Genomic DNA, 16,924 nt, shown 5'->3' on the forward strand with positions numbered 1-16,924 from the left:
ACATCGGGCACCCATCTGGGTGCCCGATGTACATCCGCACGATCATTATTATTTCAAACGTCAGTATGATTCCAAACGTCAATCAAATGCTGTCGCCAACGTCACTCGCTTGCTTGATCGCCTCGATCAAACGATTTAACTCATTCTCCACATCCTGAGTGAGTTCAAAGCCGATATTGATTCGGAAACAATCATTGTAGAGCGACAGCGTACTGAAGAGCTCCCCCAACCGAATGTCAATCTGATAGGCTTCAATAAGTGCAGCAAACCGGGTGTGATTGAGATGAGGTACTTGTAGCCAGAGTACCATCCCCCCTTGAGGGTTGCTGATCTTCACTTCGTCAGGCAAGCGCGCCGATAAAAAGCTGAGATACGCTTGTTTTAAATTGAGTAACCGGTTGCGCCGGCGTTTCAGTTGTTTGGCATAGTGACCGGATTCAACAAAATCAGCCACAGCAAGCTGAATCGGCAGAGAAACACCAAAGAAAGCAGCCGTATACTGTTGCACATACGCTGCGGTGAACCGGCCGGGTAAACACCACCCCAAACGATAGCTGGGCGATAAGCTTTTCGATATCGAACCACACCACAGGATGTAACCACCTTGATCATAATACTTGGCGGGTAAAGGCGTGTGTTCAGCATAAGAGAGCTCAAGATAGACATCATCTTCGATGATCGGCACTTGGTAATGGTTTGCCAGCGCCGCCAACTGCCGCTTTTGCTGAGCAGACATCGTGATCCCTTGCGGATTCATGTGCGATGTGCAGAAAATACCGGCTTTCACACTGCCTTGCCGTAAGTGCTGTTCCAGTTGATCAAGATCGATCCCTTCGTCCAGCGATGGGATTTCAACGATCTGACGCCCCATTTGCCCAAGCAAATCTAAAATACCGCTAAAACAGGGGGAACTGATGGCAATCGCATCTCCCACTTGCGTACAAGCTTCGACTGCCAATTTGATTGCCGGCATACACCCGGATGTGATCACCAGTTCATCCGGATTGAGATGAAGTCCGAGCTTAGCAAAGTGAGCACTGAACGCATAACGGAGTGACGGCTCACCTTGCGGATGGGGATATTGATTGAGTCGCTGGCCGAGGACTCGCTTGTTGACACGACGAAAACTCTGTTCAAGCGCATTCTGCCCCATATCATCAAGAAAAGTGGTTGAAATCCCGAGTGGCCCGTTATGTTTGGCAGGGAAAGTGAACCTTGGCCTGACCTGAGAAACCCGACTCACAAACTGCGCCCACGCCGGCGTGTGATGTTGATGACGCAGAGGAGAGACATAATATCCTGCCTGAGGCCGCGCATGGATCCAACCTTGGGATTCCAGTTCTTGGTAACAACTGACCGCTGTAGACATACTGACGGCTTGTTGTTTCGCGAGCTGTCGTAGTGAAGGCAGACGACTTCCTTCAGTCAACTGCCCTGCTTCAATGTCGCGTATAAATTGACTCGCCATCATCTTATACAAACTCATAGACCACCACTGTACCGTTTTAAAGCTGAAAAATTGTATCTGTACCCTTAACTGTACCCGAGCCATACTGCTTTTCAAGCAAAAAGGAGCACAGTGATGGTAAGAAACGATTTATTGTTGGCAATTGTTGTCATGGCAATTTGGGGATTTAACTTTTCGATGATTAAGTTGGGTATTACGGATGTCCACCCATTATTGGCGACAGCTGCCCGATTTACTTTGGCGGTGATACCCGCCATATTCTTTATCCGCAGGCCGAATGTTGCCTGGCGTTATTTATTTGCTTACGGCTTCGTGTTTGGGGTCGGCATCTGGGGAATGGCGTCTTGGTCAATCACCGCGGGACTTTCTTCAGGTATGTCTTCGGTACTGCTTTCATCAAATGCGTTAATCAGTATGGCGGCCGGAGTATGGATCCAAAAAGAACGTATTTCAAAGCGCAAAATCATTGGTGCTGTGGCTGCACTCGTTGCACTTTTAGTCTTGGTTTCTGCGACGCACGGTAACATCACGCCACAAGGGTTGATGTTGATTATGATTGCTGCGACTTGTTGGACCATTATGGGCATGATTGTCAAAGCATCGAAAACCACCCAAGCCTTTGCATTTAACGTTTGGGGCATGCTCTTTGCGCCGCTTCCTCTAGTGCTGTTTGCGATGAGCATTTACGGTTCGGATATCATCTTCCATGCAATTGCAGCTTGGGATATGAAAACAACAATCGCAGTGGGCTTTCAGGCCTATCCGACCACATTATTTGGTTATTGGGTCTGGAACCGGCTACTGATCCGTTATCCACTCAGTATGACCGCTCCACTGACTTTATTCGTCCCTATCTTTGCCTTAATTTCCGGCTATTTTATGTTTGGTGAAATTTTAAGTCTCGCGCAGGTTGTCGCGTGTATTATGTTTTTAGTCGGCATTGGGTTAATCGTAAAACCGGCGACCCACAAAGATCCACAACAAATACAGCCATCTCTCAGCTAGTGCTTGAAAAAATAACCGCTTTATACTATTCGTTAAATTTGATATGTTTTTTATTAATAATAAGTAATTGATCATGTCTATGAGTCTGCAATCGGTCAGAAACAGTTGTCGTTGCAGATTTTCAGGTAAACGTTTGGCTAAGGAGAAGCGGGATGAACCTATTTTTTATGAGAACAATCAGGGCCAGATATACATTTAATTTTTCATTACTCAGTGTTGTATTTCTCATCGTGGTTGTCGCTGCTTATCAATTAGTCAATTATATTCAGCATAATACCGGACGCTATTCACAGGGTGCCAACTTAATTCAAAATGCGGACCGGGATCTCTATCAATCCCGGCTCGCACTCTCCACATTAATCTTTTCACCGGATAGTCATGAACAGACAACTCAATCGACACTCAAAGAAGAAATTACATCCAATGCAAAGCAGGCATTACAACGAATGCAAGCGTTTATGCAAATGACCAAAGATGAGCCGGAAATTGCTAATTATCTCACCCCTTTTCAACGTTATTACCAACAATGGCAGGCTGAGCATGCCGCTGTATTAAAAGCATTCGAGAATCAACAGCACGATTTAGCGGTTCAACTCTTCTTGACTCGCAATGCTGATTCATTTCAGGAATTAAGAAGCCTATATGACGGTTCTGAAGAATTAATCACTAAATATGCCACCCAAGAGAGACAACAAATTGATCACCATGCCGAACAATTCAAATTATTTGTCTCTATTCTTTCTGTCATTGTCTTATTTTTAAGCCTGATTCTTGCTTGGTTTGCCCCGAAAAAGATTTCCAATGCGATTAAAAAAGTTACATCGGATATTCATCAAGTCAGTCAGGGTGATGGTGATTTGACACGGCGGATTAACAGTCAAAAACCGGATGAAACAGGTGATCTGAGTCGCGAACTCGACGGTTTTGTTGACAAACTCGGTGATATTATCCGCCAAATCAGAAATGGGTGTGGCAGTATTCAGGACGAAATGAAAAAAATTAGTCACGCTGCTGCGGAATCATCATCTCTCAGTGATAAAGAAGATCAATCACTGGATATGGTTGTTACAGCAGTCGAGGAAATGAGCTCAGCGACAAAAGAAGTTGCCCAAAATGCAGCAGAAACAGCCACTCAAGTTGATTTACTTTCCCGGCTGGTTGATGAAGGAGAAGCGTCCATTCTCCATTCAACTGAGCGTTTACATGATTTAACCCAACAAATTGAACATGCCTCAATGGTTATTGAACGCTTGTCTCACAGCTCCGAAAAAATTTCATCCGTTTTAGATGTAATTCTCAACATTTCCGAACAGACCAACCTATTAGCCCTGAATGCTGCGATTGAAGCCGCGCGAGCCGGTGAGCAAGGACGGGGATTTGCAGTGGTCGCGGATGAAGTCAGAAATTTAGCGAGTAAGACCCAACTATCGACTGAAGATATTCGCCATATGATCAACAGCCTGCAAAACGAAGTATCAGAAGCGGTTAAATCCATCAAAACGAGTGTCGATATTGCAAGCAGTACCGAAACTCTGAATGCTCAAACAAAAGAGTTACTCGATACGGTGAAGTCATCTTCGAATCAGATTCAAGGGCTAACATTGCAAACAGCCAGTGCAACGGATGAGCAAAGTCTGGTTGCCAATGAGATTAATAGCAACTTAACAAACCTCTCAGAGATGTCGAAACAGATCAGAAATATGTCAAATACGGTAAATCAGTCGGTGCAAGATGCAGTGATGGATCTTGAATCGCTGGCAACACAAATTAAACGTTTTTCTGTGTAAGCCAATGATTTGAAAGACGCATCAATATGCTTTCATGAACCAATCACACAGATAATAAGGCCACAATGAAATAGTGACCTACTTTCCCTTACGCTGCGAGAGCGCAATGATATTGAGCTCTCGCAGAGAACAACCCACGATGGCCACCGGATCAGTCGATTATTTCATCATAATGTCTTATTTTTGGTCACTCACTTTGTTCATCCAGCTTTGCTGTCCGTGAACAAAAGTTACAAAAGCACAAGATAGTTACATTAGCCACAAAATCAATCTTTCTCCTTCTCAGTGTTGATAGACTCGCCCCATAAAATAAAAAAACCACCCCTACAGAAACAGAAAATGTGCAGGTAAACTATGTTAACCAATAACTCTATCAACCCTACAGATAAGCGCACGATTCACATTATCTTTGCGCTTTCTGCGGCAGTCATCTTACTCGCCACGCTCCAGAATAAAATGCCAACAGGAATCATTGGCGCAATCGGTGTCATGGCGGTTGTCGGATATATCTTGAATGTCATAGGAGACAAAACCCCCATTTTGAACCAATTCTTTGGTGGCGGTGCCATTGCCATTATTTTTGGTTCTTCTTATCTATTCCACAGTGATTTCATGCCGCAACAGATTGCCGGCTCAATTACCACATTTATGAAAAGCGGTGGCTTCCTCTCTTTCTTTATTGCCAGTCTGGTCACCGGTTCAATCTTAGGCATGGAGAGAGAAATCCTCAAAAAAGCCGCGCTCAAATATATCCCGGTAATTTTCGGAGGGGTTATTTTTGCGTTTCTGTTTGCCGGACTCGTCGGTTTCATGGTCGGAGACGGCTTCTTCGATTCGATCATGCTGATTGCACTGCCAATCATGGGTGGTGGTATGGGTGCCGGAGCAGTCCCTCTGGTTGAAATCATGTCCGGTAACACGTCGATGACGGCTGCTGAACTGATGTCAAAAATGGTTCCGGCACTGGCTATCGGTAATGCGATGGCGATTGTGATTGCTGGCCTGCTCAACAAACTAGGGACCATCTACCCGTCTCTGACCGGCAACGGTCAACTGATCCGTGGCTCACATCAGCCATCAGTAGAAGAAACAAACGAAAAACCATCAGTGGATACATTAGGTATCGGTGCATTACTGGCAATCACGATGTTTTTTGTCGGTACAATGCTCACCGAAGTGATTAGCATGCATACCTACGCATTGATGATTCTGTTCGTTGCATTTGTCAAAGTCATGGGGGTGATTCCCCGTGAACTCGAAAAGTCAGCACACGCTTGGTACAAATTCGTAGTCGATAACCTCACACCAGCATTGTTAGTCGGTATTGGTGTCGCCTATACCGATCTCAATCAAATTGTCGCCTCATTGAGTGTTGAATACTTCCTGATGGTGTTTGCAACGGTTATTGGCGCCGTAGTTGGTGCTGCATTGGTTGGCCGAATGATGGGATTCTATGCCATTGAAGCGGCCCTGACTGCTGGTCTATGTATGGCCAATATGGGCGGAACCGGAGACGTTGCCGTCTTGGCAGCTTCACGTCGTATGGAACTGATGCCGTTTGCACAAATTTCATCCCGAATCGGTGGGGCCTTTATGCTGATTTTAGCCACCGTGATCCTTGAATTATTGAAATAGGGAACGACGACAGTCGCTCCAAGAAAACAATGACGATGCGTCACTGGCGCATCCTGTGAAATAAAAAACTGAGATTAAACATAATAATTGATAAGTGTCCGGAACCTGCTCAGCGCCGAGTCACGTTTAATCTTCAGACAATACCAAAAAAGCAATACTGTCAGCCCAAGGAAAATAAGCATTCATTTCAGAATAACAAGAATGCATCGGTATCCGACCCTCACGGGTCGGTATACCCACTTGTTTGATATGGAAAGTACCTCGGTACTTTTGAATTGATTATTTTACACTTGGAGGATAGCTGTGAAAACGTTAACCACAGATATCGCAATTATTGGTGCTGGCGGTGCAGGACTACGTTCTGCCATCGCGGCCACCGAAGCAAATCCAGAATTGGAAATCGCTCTGATTTCTAAAGTTTATCCCATGCGTTCTCACTCCGTTGCTGCCGAAGGTGGTTCCGCTGCTGTCATCAAAGAAGAAGACAGTTTGGACAACCACTTTAATGATACGGTTGGCGGTGGCGACTGGTTATGTGAGCAAGATGTCGTTGAATATTTTGTTGCCAATGCGACTCGGGAAATGATCCAGATGGAGCAATGGGGCTGCCCCTGGAGCCGGAAAAAAAATGGTGAAGTCAACGTTCGCCGTTTCGGTGGTATGAAGGTTGAGAGAACTTGGTTTGCCGCAGATAAAACCGGTTTTCATATGCTGCATACCCTATTCCAAACATCCATGAAATATCCACAAATCAAACGCTTTGACGAATACTTCGTGGTTGATCTGTTGGTGGACGACGGTCAGGTGCAAGGTTTGATTGCCATTCATATGGCAGAAGGTGAGTTAGTCGCCATTAAGGCAAAATCCGTCATTCTGGCGACCGGTGGTGCAGGCCGCGTTTATCATTGTAATACCAATGGTGGCATTGTAACCGGTGATGGCATGGCCATGGCCTATCGTCACGGTGTGCCACTTCGCGATATGGAGTTTGTCCAGTACCATCCGACAGGTCTGCCCGGTACAGGGATCCTGATGACCGAAGGGTGTCGGGGTGAAGGCGGTATTATCGTCAATAAAAACGGCTACCGTTACCTGCAAGATTACGGTATGGGCCCGGAAACACCGGTTGGCGAGCCGAAAAACAAATATATGGAACTCGGTCCGCGTGACAAAGTTTCTCAGGCTTTCTGGCACGAACAGCAAAAAGGCAATACCATCCCACATCCACTCGGCGATGTCGTCCATTTGGATCTGCGTCATCTGGGCGAGGAATATCTGCATGAGCGTCTGCCATTTATCTGTGAGCTGGCAAAAGCTTACGTGAATGTCGACCCGGTCAAAGAGCCAATCCCAATCCGTCCGACGGTGCACTACACCATGGGTGGGATTGAAACTAATGGTCAATGTGAAACCCGGATCCAAGGCTTGTTTGCTGTCGGTGAATGTTCTTCTGTCGGTCTGCACGGTGCGAACCGTCTCGGCTCCAACTCACTGGCTGAATTCGTCGTATTCGGTCGTGTTGCCGGTGAACACGCCGCAGAACGTGCGACCACCTTCAGCGGCTGGAATGATGCTGCGATTGCCGCACAAATCAAATCCACCGAAGATCGAATTGCTGCACTAACGCAACAAGAAGGCGATGAAAACTGGGCCGATATCCGCACTGAAATGGGTCATGCCATGGAAGCCGGATGTGGGATCTATCGTCAGGAAGATCTGATGCAGCAAGCGATTGATAAGCTGACCGAGCTGAAAGCCCGCTATAAAAAAATCAGCATCAAAGACAAAGGCAAAGTCTTTAACACTGACCTACTGTATGCATTAGAAATCGGTTATGGTCTGGAAGTCGCCGAAGCAATGGTTCACTCAGCGATTCTCCGTAAAGAGTCCCGTGGTGCACACCAACGTCTCGATGACGGTTGTACCGAGCGTGACGATGTCAACTTCCTCAAACACTCTCTGGCATTCTATCAAAAAGATGCAGCGCCTCGGATTGACTACAGTGATGTCACCATCACCAAGTCACAACCGAAAGCCCGTCTTTATGGTGCCGCTGCTGAGCAAGCCGCAGCCGAAGAAGCCAAACAGCGCGCAGAGGAGAAATAATCATGGTCACCCAACGTATTCAAAAAGTGGACATTCTGCGTTATGACCCGGAAAAAGATGCTGAGCCTTACTTACAGTCTTTTAACGTCCCTTTCAATGAAACCATGTCGATCCTCGACGCCATTTCATATGTGAAAGATCATCTGGACAAGGACCTCTCCTATCGTTGGTCTTGTCGGATGGCGATCTGTGGCTCTTGTGGCGTGATGGTCAACGGCGTACCGAAACTCGCCTGTAAAAGTTTTCTGCGTGACTACCCGAACGGCGTGAAGATCGAGCCATTGGCAAACTTCCCGATTGAAAAAGATCTGATTGTCGATATGACACCGTTCATCGAACGTCTGGAAGCCATTAAACCTTATATCATCGGTAATGATCGTAAACCGGAAGACGGCACCAACCTACAAACGCCAGAGCAAATGGCAAAATATAAACAGTTTGCCGGCTGTATCAACTGTGGTTTGTGTTATGCCGCCTGTCCGCAGTTCGGCCTCAATCCGGAATTTATCGGTCCGGCCGCACTGACATTGGCACATCGTTATAACCTCGACAGCCGTGACCATGGTCAGGCCGAGCGGATGAAACTGATCAATGGTGAAAATGGGGCCTGGGGTTGTACCTTCGTCGGTTACTGCTCTGAAGTGTGTCCGAAGAATGTCGATCCGGCAGCGGCTGTCAACCAGGGTAAAGTGGCGTCGTCCATGGACTTTGTCATCGCGATGTTGAAACCTCAGGAGGCATAAAAGAGATGAGTAATCGTAAGCCCTATATAAGAGAAGTGAAACGGACGTGGTGGAAAAGCAATCCGTTCTATCGCTTCTATATGGTTCGTGAAGCGACGGTCCTGCCGTTAATCGTGTTTACCCTCTTCCTCACTGTCGGTCTGGGATGTTTGGTGAAGGGGCCGGAAGCATGGCAATCATGGCTGAACTTTATGGCGAATCCAGTAGTCATCATCATCAATGTCATTGCGCTGATCGCCAGTTTGTTTCATGCCTATACCTTCTTTGGCATGATGCCGCAAGTGGTACCGATGCGACTGAAAGGCAAGTTAATCGATAAAAAAATTATCGTACTGAGCCAATGGGTTGCTGTTGCCGTAATTTCTGCACTTGTGCTCATCATCGTTTAAGGAGACACACATGATTAACCAAAATCCAAAACGTTCAGATGAACCCGTCTGGTGGAGCCTGTTTGGTGCCGGTGGTACATGGTTTGCCATGATTACTCCAATCACAATTTTTGTATTGGGGATCATGGGGCCGATGGGCATGCTTGATGCGGACGCCCTGAGCTATGATCGTGTTCTTGGTTTTGCGACCAATATCATTGGTGCACTGTTTGTGATTGCAACCATTGCACTCCCGATATGGCACGCAATGCACCGTGTTCATCACGGGATGCATGACCTGAAAATCCATACCGGTGTGATGGGCAAAGTGCTGTGCTACAGCATTGCATTTGCGCTATCAGTCATTGCGACCATTTTTATATTTATGTTGGGATGATTCTCCCTCGTGACCTTGTCGACGTAGGCTGCGAGCACAAGGTCACGTCAAACACATGCTAAAGAGATCATGAAATGTTCTATATTCATATGCTGCTGCTGCTTACCATCATCTTTGTCGGTATCCGCCATGGTGGTATTGCATTTGGCCTGTTAGGTGGACTCGGCGTCACCATTTTGGCCTTTGTATTTAAAGTGACACCGGGGCATCCCCCTGTCAGTGTGATGTTGATTATTCTTTCCGTGGTTGCCGCATCAGCGACACTGGAAGCAACCGGTGGTTTGAAATTACTGGTCAAATATGCTGAAAAATTAATGCGTAAACATCCCGGTCAGATCGTGTTTCTGGGCCCCCTATGTACTTATACCCTGACGGTTCTGGTCGGGACCGGCCACTCTGTTTATCCGCTTCTACCGGTCATTTACGATGTCGCCTATAAAAAAGGGATTCGTCCGGAACGCCCAATGGCAATTGCTTCCGTCGCCTCACAAGTGGGGATTACTGCCAGCCCAATCGCTGCGGCTGCCGCTGTTGTCATGGCAACCGCTGTCGATAATCACTTGGATATCGGTCTGATCGACGTTCTGATTGTCACTATTCCGGCTACGCTGACCGGTTTATTGGTTGCCTGTACCTGGAGTCTGAAACGCGGTAAAGATTTGGACAAAGATCCAGAGTTTAAAGCGCGTTGCCAAGATCCTGAATTTGTTCAGGAACTTGAAGACAACACGGCACTCGAGCAAGGCAACGACATTGATAAGAGTGCGAAAAAAGGCTTGCTCATTTTCATGCTGGGAATTGCAACTGTCGTTTTTGTCGCCATGTTCGGCAAAAATCTCAACCTGCTTCCTCCGGGTGTGAAAATGTCCGTCGGTATTCAATTCTTAATGCTGGCTGTCGGGGCGATTATTTTGGTCAGCACCAAGGTGTCACCGAAGAAAATCGTTCACAGTAATGTATTTATCGCGGGGATGACCGCTGTCATTATCATCTTTGGGATTGCGTGGATGAGTGACACTATCATCAGTTTTCATAAAACCTATCTGATTGATATGGTTCGCGATATTGTACACGCACATCCGTGGGCCTTTGCCATCGCGATGTTCTCGGTGTCTATCTTCCTGAAGAGTCAGGCAGCAGTGTTAACCATCATGCTCCCCCTCGGCTTTTCTTTAGGGATCCCACCGAAAGTGCTCATTGGTGTTTTACCCGCTTGCTACGCTTATTTCTTCTTCCCATTCTATCCAAGTGATCTCGCTGCGATTACCTTTGACCGTACCGGCACCACTCGAATCGGGAAATACGTACTTAACCATAGCTTTATTCTGCCGGGATTCATCTGTGTTCTGACGTCAACCGTGGTTGGTTATTTCCTCTCAACCACCATTCACTGATTCAATTTTTCGAACTTCCCTGCTCCCGTACACCCTACGCTGTACGAGAGCAGGCTCTCACTTCCCACCGACATCTCTTCGCACTTATCTCTCTACCTCCCGACCCATGATACAATGTCACCGACTTACGGCGCGAGCCGATTGGCGAGTCATTTCTGACGTTAAATCTATGAATCTAAGCTTATGAAATTAAAGAGTTACCTGACTTTAACGACGATTGCGACCACCTCGTCGGTCGTGATCGTCATGACGATCGCAATATTGTATCTGTTACAGAATTCTTATCAGTCAGGTCTCGAGGCCCGGGGGTTGGAACTTGCCCGTGTGATTGCACATGACCCTAAAGTCATTCGGGCCCTGCGCAAGGAGGTTACACATTCGTCAACGGATACTATCCGTGATTATATTGAGTCGATTCGCTCTCGAACCGACGCCTCCTACATCGTGGTGGTTGATCAGCAAGCCATTCGTCTCAGCCATCCGGATCAAAATCGGATCGGCAAACATTTCATCGGTAAAGATATCAACCGGGTCTTGCAAACCGGTCAATCTTACAGCACCGAAGCAAAAGGCTCTCTCGGGAAAGCGATTCGTAATTTCGTGCCTATTTATGATCACGGTAAACAAGTCGGCGCGGTATGTATCGGTTACTTGTCTGAAAGAATTTCCGATATCATTTTTCACCAACATATTCATATCGGTTTATTGATCGCACTCATCTATCTGTTTGGTATTGGTACAGCCGTTGCTTTTTTACTCAAGATGAAAAAGACATTTCTGGATTACGAACCAGAATTCATCGTCAATAAATTTCGTGAACACGGGATGGTCTTTGACAGTATTCGGGATGCCATTATTGCCGTTGATCATGATATGAACATCACCATGATTAATAACAGCGCGATGAAGCTCCTCTCGATGGGAGTATTAAGTCGCTATGACTACCAACATCATCCTCTTTCCCACTATTCCATCCCACTCAGCCATTTGGTGCTGGAAAATCAGGGACGCTTCCATCAGGAAGTCTTCAGTATTGGCAAAATCAAATACCGGGCTAATCTTTATCCGATTAAGACCGCCAAAGGCTTGATTGGTCATGTCATTGTATTCTTCACCAATCTGACCCCCAATGAGCTAGAAAAAGAAATTATCTATTTGAAAAACTATGCTGAACTACTCCGTAGCAAAACCCACGAGTATTCGAATAAGCTCAATGTGCTGTCGGGAATGCTACAAATTGGTAAATATGAAGAATCCATTGACTTCATTCAGCAAGAAACCGATCGCTATCAGGCGGTTATCAACCATATCGTGTTGAGTGTGTCAGACAGTGCGGTGGCCGGCCTATTACTGGCTAAATTTAACAAAGCTTCGGAAATGGGGGTTAAATTTACCATCGACGTTGATACGACATTGGCAAGTTATGCCAAACAAGCGTCTGAAAAACTAGTGACGATTATTGGTAATCTAGTAGATAATGCGCTGCTGGCCGCTTGGCAAAACCGGGGGATGGTACAACCTGAAGTCACCGTTTATCTTAGTGATCGCGGTAAACATATCATGCTGGAAATTCAGGATAACGGGACAGGCGTCCCCGATGAAATAGCAGAACATATCCTAGAGTTTGGTGTCAGCTCAAAGCAGGAAGATGAACAAAATGGCGTTGGCCTGTACCTTGTCAAACAGTTAGTCGATTACTTTCACGGCAGCATTGACTGGGAACGCACTGAACAGCACACCACTTTGTTCAGTATCTATTTAGAAAAGAAAGAAGAGGCACATGACGATGAAGACCCGAGTAATGTTGCTTGAAGACGATATTCGAGCCAGCTATACCTTGGAATCAACAATCAACCAACACCCTCATTTTCAGGTCGTTGCTGTCAGTGAAAGTTGTGCAGATGCACAAATCCAGTTCAATGCATTTCAACCACAACTCGTGTTTGTTGATATTACGCTCCCCGATGGCAATGGTCTGGCATTGATTCAGCAACTTCGTCAACAAGCAGCCGACTGCCACTTCATTATGACGACGGCTGAGCGTGAAACCACCACCGTTGAAAAAGCCGTCCAACTCGGGGTTATCGACTATCTGGTGAAACCGATTCGCATGTCGCGCATTAATCAGGCACTTGATGACTATATTCAATATAAACAAAAGCTTATCAGTAATTCAACCGTCGACCAGGACGACATCGATCAGCTACTCCGGAAATCCCCCATTCAGCCGATTCGTCAGACCCCAAAGGGGATCGATGCAACGACACTGGAATCATTGAAAGCGTTACTTTATCAGGAGCAGTTACACGATTTTTCCGCCGATGATATCAGCGAACGCATGAGTTTCAGCCGTATCACCGCCAGACGCTATCTGGAATATCTTGAATCTGAAGGCGTGTTACGCCTAGTACTCAACTACAATACCGGTGGCCGACCAAGGCGTTTGTACCAGATGATAAAGTAATTCCCTGTTCCCCTCGGACATGCCGTATTGATGCACCGACAGCTCGATAATGTCTAACATTCACACAAAAAGTGCTCTATGCTTGTAACCAGATTGTTTCTATATGTATTCAAATAACGTCTTAAGCGGAAAAATATACTCATATGATTGAGTATGTGACATAAAATATTCACTTGAACAATCAAAGAAGTGCCGCTAGGAGATTGTCATGAAAAGAAAAACTGTGTAGCATTTCACCAAATTACGTGGTATGCCCATCGGGGCTGTTGGACGCTACATTGCTGGGGTCTATGTATGGTCATGAAATATATCGCCTTCGCGAATGTCGCTGTCGGCATTTTTCTACTGATTTACAGTATGAAACCCACCTACCAGATTGGTCGCACAGGACAAGCGTCCCGCTGGAAAATACTTATCACGTTGCTCTTTATCTTTGTTCTTGGCTATCTTTCCGTGCTTATCACACTAGTTGATAGGCCGATGAATCCCTATCTGTTGACGATTTCACTGATTCTCCTCGGTGCCAGTCTTTTTATTACCTTGCTTGTCTCACAGTCCCGAAACATACTCTATCAGCTCAATCGCTCAGCTCAGGACGAACAGTACCATTCTTTACACGACAGTCTGACTTCACTGGCAAACCGTAAATATCTATTCAGTTCGCTCCAAACCCTCGTTCAATCAAAACAGTTGTTTAGCTTATTGCTGATTGACCTGAATAATTTCAAACAGATCAATGATGGTTTGGGCCACTATTTTGGCGATAAATTTCTGATTTCAGTTGCCAATCTGTTACAGGAAAACACCAAACAATATGGTCGGTTATATCGTATGGGTGGCGATGAGTTTGCACTGATCTTGCTCGGTAATGACGATGACACAATCCTCAGTGTGGTTGATGACATTCATGATGCGCTTCACGCCCCAGTGAAAGTGATGACTTACTCGATGAAGACATCAGCAAGTGTTGGGATCACCAAATATCCACATAACGGGCATGAAGTTTCCAATCTGCTGAAACAGGCAGATTTAGCCATGTATGACTCGAAGAAAAAACATAAACTTTATACGTTTTATCATGACCAACTGGGTTCCGATTCTTATAAAAAGCTCAAACTTTCTATCAAATTAGCTGAAGCACTCAGAAATGACGTTTTTGAACTGCATTACCAGCCGATTATTCGCAGTCAGACACAAAGTATTGCCAGTCTCGAAGCCCTGCTGCGTTGGCCTCAGGAGGATGGTAGTTTTATCGAGCCGGGGGACTTTATTCCCATTGCTGAAAAAAGTGCGCTGATTTCCGTACTCACACAATGGGTGATCCATCGAGCCACTCAGGATTTAAATGTCTTAAGGGCACACGGTTTCCATGGCAGTCTCCATATTAACCTTTCAGCCAAAGACTTTCAGGATGATGAGGTCGTCAATCAACTGCGTGCTCTGCGTCAGGCAGGACAAGTACAAACGGATGATTTAGTGTTTGAGATTACCGAAACTGCGGTGTTTGAAAATATTGAAAAAGCGAAGTGTGTCATTCACAAAATACATGCACTGGGTTTTCGATTCAGTATGGATGATTTCGGCATCGGTTATTCTTCTCTGGTGATTTTACGTGAATTACCAATTTCTCAGATTAAGATTGATCGCTCGTTCGTTTCCGAATACCACCAGAAAGAATCTAACCGGACCATCATCTACGCGTTGATCCGGTTAGCACAAGATTTGAATTTAAGTGTTGTTGCCGAAGGTGTAGAAGTTTGCAGTGTCGAACAAGCATTAGGGGAAATCGGATGCCACTATACACAAGGGTTTCTTCGTTTCCCACCGGAGCCGTTACATCACTTATTGTACAACGAACAGTTCCGGAACCATCTTGAACCCATGCTTCTGGAACCATCTCAACAATGACATTCCCAGACGACACCCTACCCAGCTTTAAACTGGTCAGTGACTGATGTGTCAGTACATCGGGTTGTAATATATTGTGCTATGGCCTGCTGCTCTCCCTGATTGAGATACAATCCCAGTTTCGTTCTGCGCCATAAGAAGTCATCACTGGTTCTCACAAATTCACAGTCAATCATATAGTCGATTTCCCGTTGATAGACACCTTCGGCAAAACAACGTCCCATGTCTTCTAAGCGATTGACATCAGATAACATTTTCCGAGTGTAGGTACCAAATTGAACCGCATAGCGAAATGCCTGTTTCTGGCTCAGCCATGGATAACTGGCGCGTAATGATTCACCCAACTGTTCCCGGGTACAGCTAAAGTAACCGCCTGGAAGTGGCACATTCGCGGTCCACGATTTTCCCATCTGTTCAAAGTACGGCTCAAGCTTATTCATCGCCGCTTCGCCCAGTTTACGATAAGTCGTCAGCTTACCGCCAAACACTGACAATAACGGTGCCTGATCACCGGTCTGTTCCAGTTCAATGGTATAATCTCGGGTCACCGCCTGAGGTGAACTTGACTCGTCATCACATAATGGGCGTACGCCACTGTATGACCAAATCACATCCTCACGAGATAGCTGCCGCACAAAGTGCTGATTGACAATATCGATTAAGTAGTTCTGCTCTTCATCGTCAATTTCAACCTGGCGGGGATCTCCATGATATTCTACATCAGTGGTGCCAATGATTGAGAAATCATCCATGTAAGGAATGACAAACACAATTCGATTATCTTTATTCTGTAATATATACGCCTGTTCTTCATGATGAATCCGGGGGACAACAATATGCGACCCTTTCACCAAACGAATGTTTCGCGGTGATGCCGTCGATAAACCATCATCAAAGAACTGCTTCACCCAAGGTCCGGCGGCATTGACAAGCGCTTTCGCATAACGTTCGAAGCGTGTATCCGATTGCTGATCATAAATCGTAACACGCCAGATGTCGTTCTCGCGCACAGCGCGTTCAACCCGACAGTAATTACTCACTTCTGCACCATTTTCTTGCGCAGCTAAAATATTCAGAACCACTAAACGAGCATCATCGACCCAGCAGTCCGAATACTCAAATCCGGTTTTCATTTCGGGTTTTAATAATCCACTTTTAGCCAGATTCACTTTATGGCTGGCTGGCAGTGTGGTCCGTTTCCCGAGATGATCATATAAAAATAGTCCGCAGCGAATCATCCATGCTGGCCGCAAATAAGGCCGGTGCGGCAATCGAAAACGCATCGGGCGAGCCACATGAGGCGCTTTTTTGAGCAGCACTTCCCGTTCGGCAAGGGCTTCTGCGACTAAACGAAATTCATAATGTTCCAAATAACGCAATCCTCCATGAATCAGTTTAGAACTGGATGAAGAGGTTGCAGAGGCAAAGTCTTGCGCTTCATAAAGTCCGACGGACAGACCACGTCCGGCAGCATCAGCAGCGATTCCGGCACCATTGATGCCGCCACCGACAATAATTAAGTCCAGCAGACGATTTTCTTGATTGGGTGTTATTACATCCATAAAGTAACCTCAAAATGAGCAAACGAACATTTACAAACATTATTGAGCGTAACTTAACTGCCGTTTAAATGCATCATTTATTTTCGA

13 protein-coding genes are annotated in these 16,924 nt (G+C 46.0%); 11 read left to right on the forward strand and 2 right to left on the reverse strand.

Features of this window, described 5'->3' with window-relative positions; genetic code table 11:
- Nucleotides 1-82: 82 nt before the first annotated feature.
- Nucleotides 83-1,486 carry an aminotransferase-like domain-containing protein gene (locus MKS89_RS10000; RefSeq protein WP_205409142.1) on the reverse strand — a complete coding sequence of 468 codons (1,404 nt, stop codon included), beginning with the start codon at nt 1,484-1,486 and terminating at the stop codon, nt 83-85.
- 96 nt (nt 1,487-1,582) lie between these two features.
- On the opposite strand from MKS89_RS10000, the gene MKS89_RS10005 reads away from it, so the two are divergent.
- From MKS89_RS10005 to MKS89_RS10055, 11 genes are all read left to right on the forward strand, one after another.
- Nucleotides 1,583-2,473 carry an EamA family transporter gene (locus MKS89_RS10005; protein ID WP_072963672.1) on the forward strand — a complete coding sequence of 297 codons (891 nt, stop codon included), beginning with the start codon at nt 1,583-1,585 and terminating at the stop codon, nt 2,471-2,473.
- Nucleotides 2,474-2,625: 152 nt separating this feature from the next.
- On the forward strand, nt 2,626-4,260 hold the full coding sequence (locus MKS89_RS10010) for a methyl-accepting chemotaxis protein (protein ID WP_072963669.1): 1,635 nt from the start codon (nt 2,626-2,628) through the stop codon (nt 4,258-4,260).
- 354 nt (nt 4,261-4,614) lie between these two features.
- Nucleotides 4,615-5,895: a 2-hydroxycarboxylate transporter family protein gene (locus MKS89_RS10015; RefSeq protein WP_072963667.1), complete on the forward strand. Its 1,281-nt coding sequence runs from the start codon at nt 4,615-4,617 to the stop codon at nt 5,893-5,895.
- Between the two features lie 303 nt (nt 5,896-6,198).
- Nucleotides 6,199-8,001, forward strand: a complete 1,803-nt coding sequence (gene frdA, locus MKS89_RS10020; RefSeq protein ID WP_077316308.1) for a fumarate reductase (quinol) flavoprotein subunit — start codon at nt 6,199-6,201, stop codon at nt 7,999-8,001.
- A gap of 2 nt (nt 8,002-8,003) precedes the next feature.
- On the forward strand, nt 8,004-8,744 hold the full coding sequence (locus MKS89_RS10025) for a succinate dehydrogenase/fumarate reductase iron-sulfur subunit (RefSeq protein ID WP_077316309.1): 741 nt from the start codon (nt 8,004-8,006) through the stop codon (nt 8,742-8,744).
- A 5-nt stretch (nt 8,745-8,749) separates the two neighbouring features.
- Nucleotides 8,750-9,133: a fumarate reductase subunit FrdC gene (frdC, locus tag MKS89_RS10030; protein WP_072956969.1), complete on the forward strand. Its 384-nt coding sequence runs from the start codon at nt 8,750-8,752 to the stop codon at nt 9,131-9,133.
- 10 nt (nt 9,134-9,143) lie between these two features.
- Entirely contained in the window at nt 9,144-9,509 is a 366-nt protein-coding gene (gene frdD / locus MKS89_RS10035; protein ID WP_072956966.1) for a fumarate reductase subunit FrdD, read from the forward strand.
- 74 nt (nt 9,510-9,583) lie between these two features.
- On the forward strand, nt 9,584-10,903 hold the full coding sequence (locus MKS89_RS10040) for an anaerobic C4-dicarboxylate transporter (RefSeq protein WP_072956963.1): 1,320 nt from the start codon (nt 9,584-9,586) through the stop codon (nt 10,901-10,903).
- A 183-nt stretch (nt 10,904-11,086) separates the two neighbouring features.
- Entirely contained in the window at nt 11,087-12,715 is a 1,629-nt protein-coding gene (locus MKS89_RS10045) for an ATP-binding protein (protein WP_072956960.1), read from the forward strand.
- The gene (locus tag MKS89_RS10050) at nt 12,690-13,367 is read left to right on the forward strand and encodes a response regulator (RefSeq protein WP_235862487.1); all 678 of its coding nucleotides are present in this window, start codon (nt 12,690-12,692) and stop codon (nt 13,365-13,367) included. The genes MKS89_RS10045 and MKS89_RS10050 overlap by 26 nt, the downstream gene beginning before the upstream one ends.
- A gap of 294 nt (nt 13,368-13,661) precedes the next feature.
- Nucleotides 13,662-15,275, forward strand: coding sequence for a putative bifunctional diguanylate cyclase/phosphodiesterase (locus MKS89_RS10055; protein WP_077316310.1), 1,614 nt, complete (start codon nt 13,662-13,664; stop codon nt 15,273-15,275).
- Nucleotides 15,276-15,292: 17 nt separating this feature from the next.
- On the opposite strand, the gene glpD is transcribed toward MKS89_RS10055, so the two are convergent.
- The gene (gene glpD, locus MKS89_RS10060) at nt 15,293-16,837 is read right to left on the reverse strand and encodes a glycerol-3-phosphate dehydrogenase (protein ID WP_072956954.1); all 1,545 of its coding nucleotides are present in this window, start codon (nt 16,835-16,837) and stop codon (nt 15,293-15,295) included.
- Nucleotides 16,838-16,924 lie beyond the last annotated feature (87 nt).

Source organism: Vibrio gazogenes (assembly GCF_023920225.1).
GTDB classification, from domain to species: Bacteria; Pseudomonadota; Gammaproteobacteria; order Enterobacterales; family Vibrionaceae; genus Vibrio; species Vibrio gazogenes.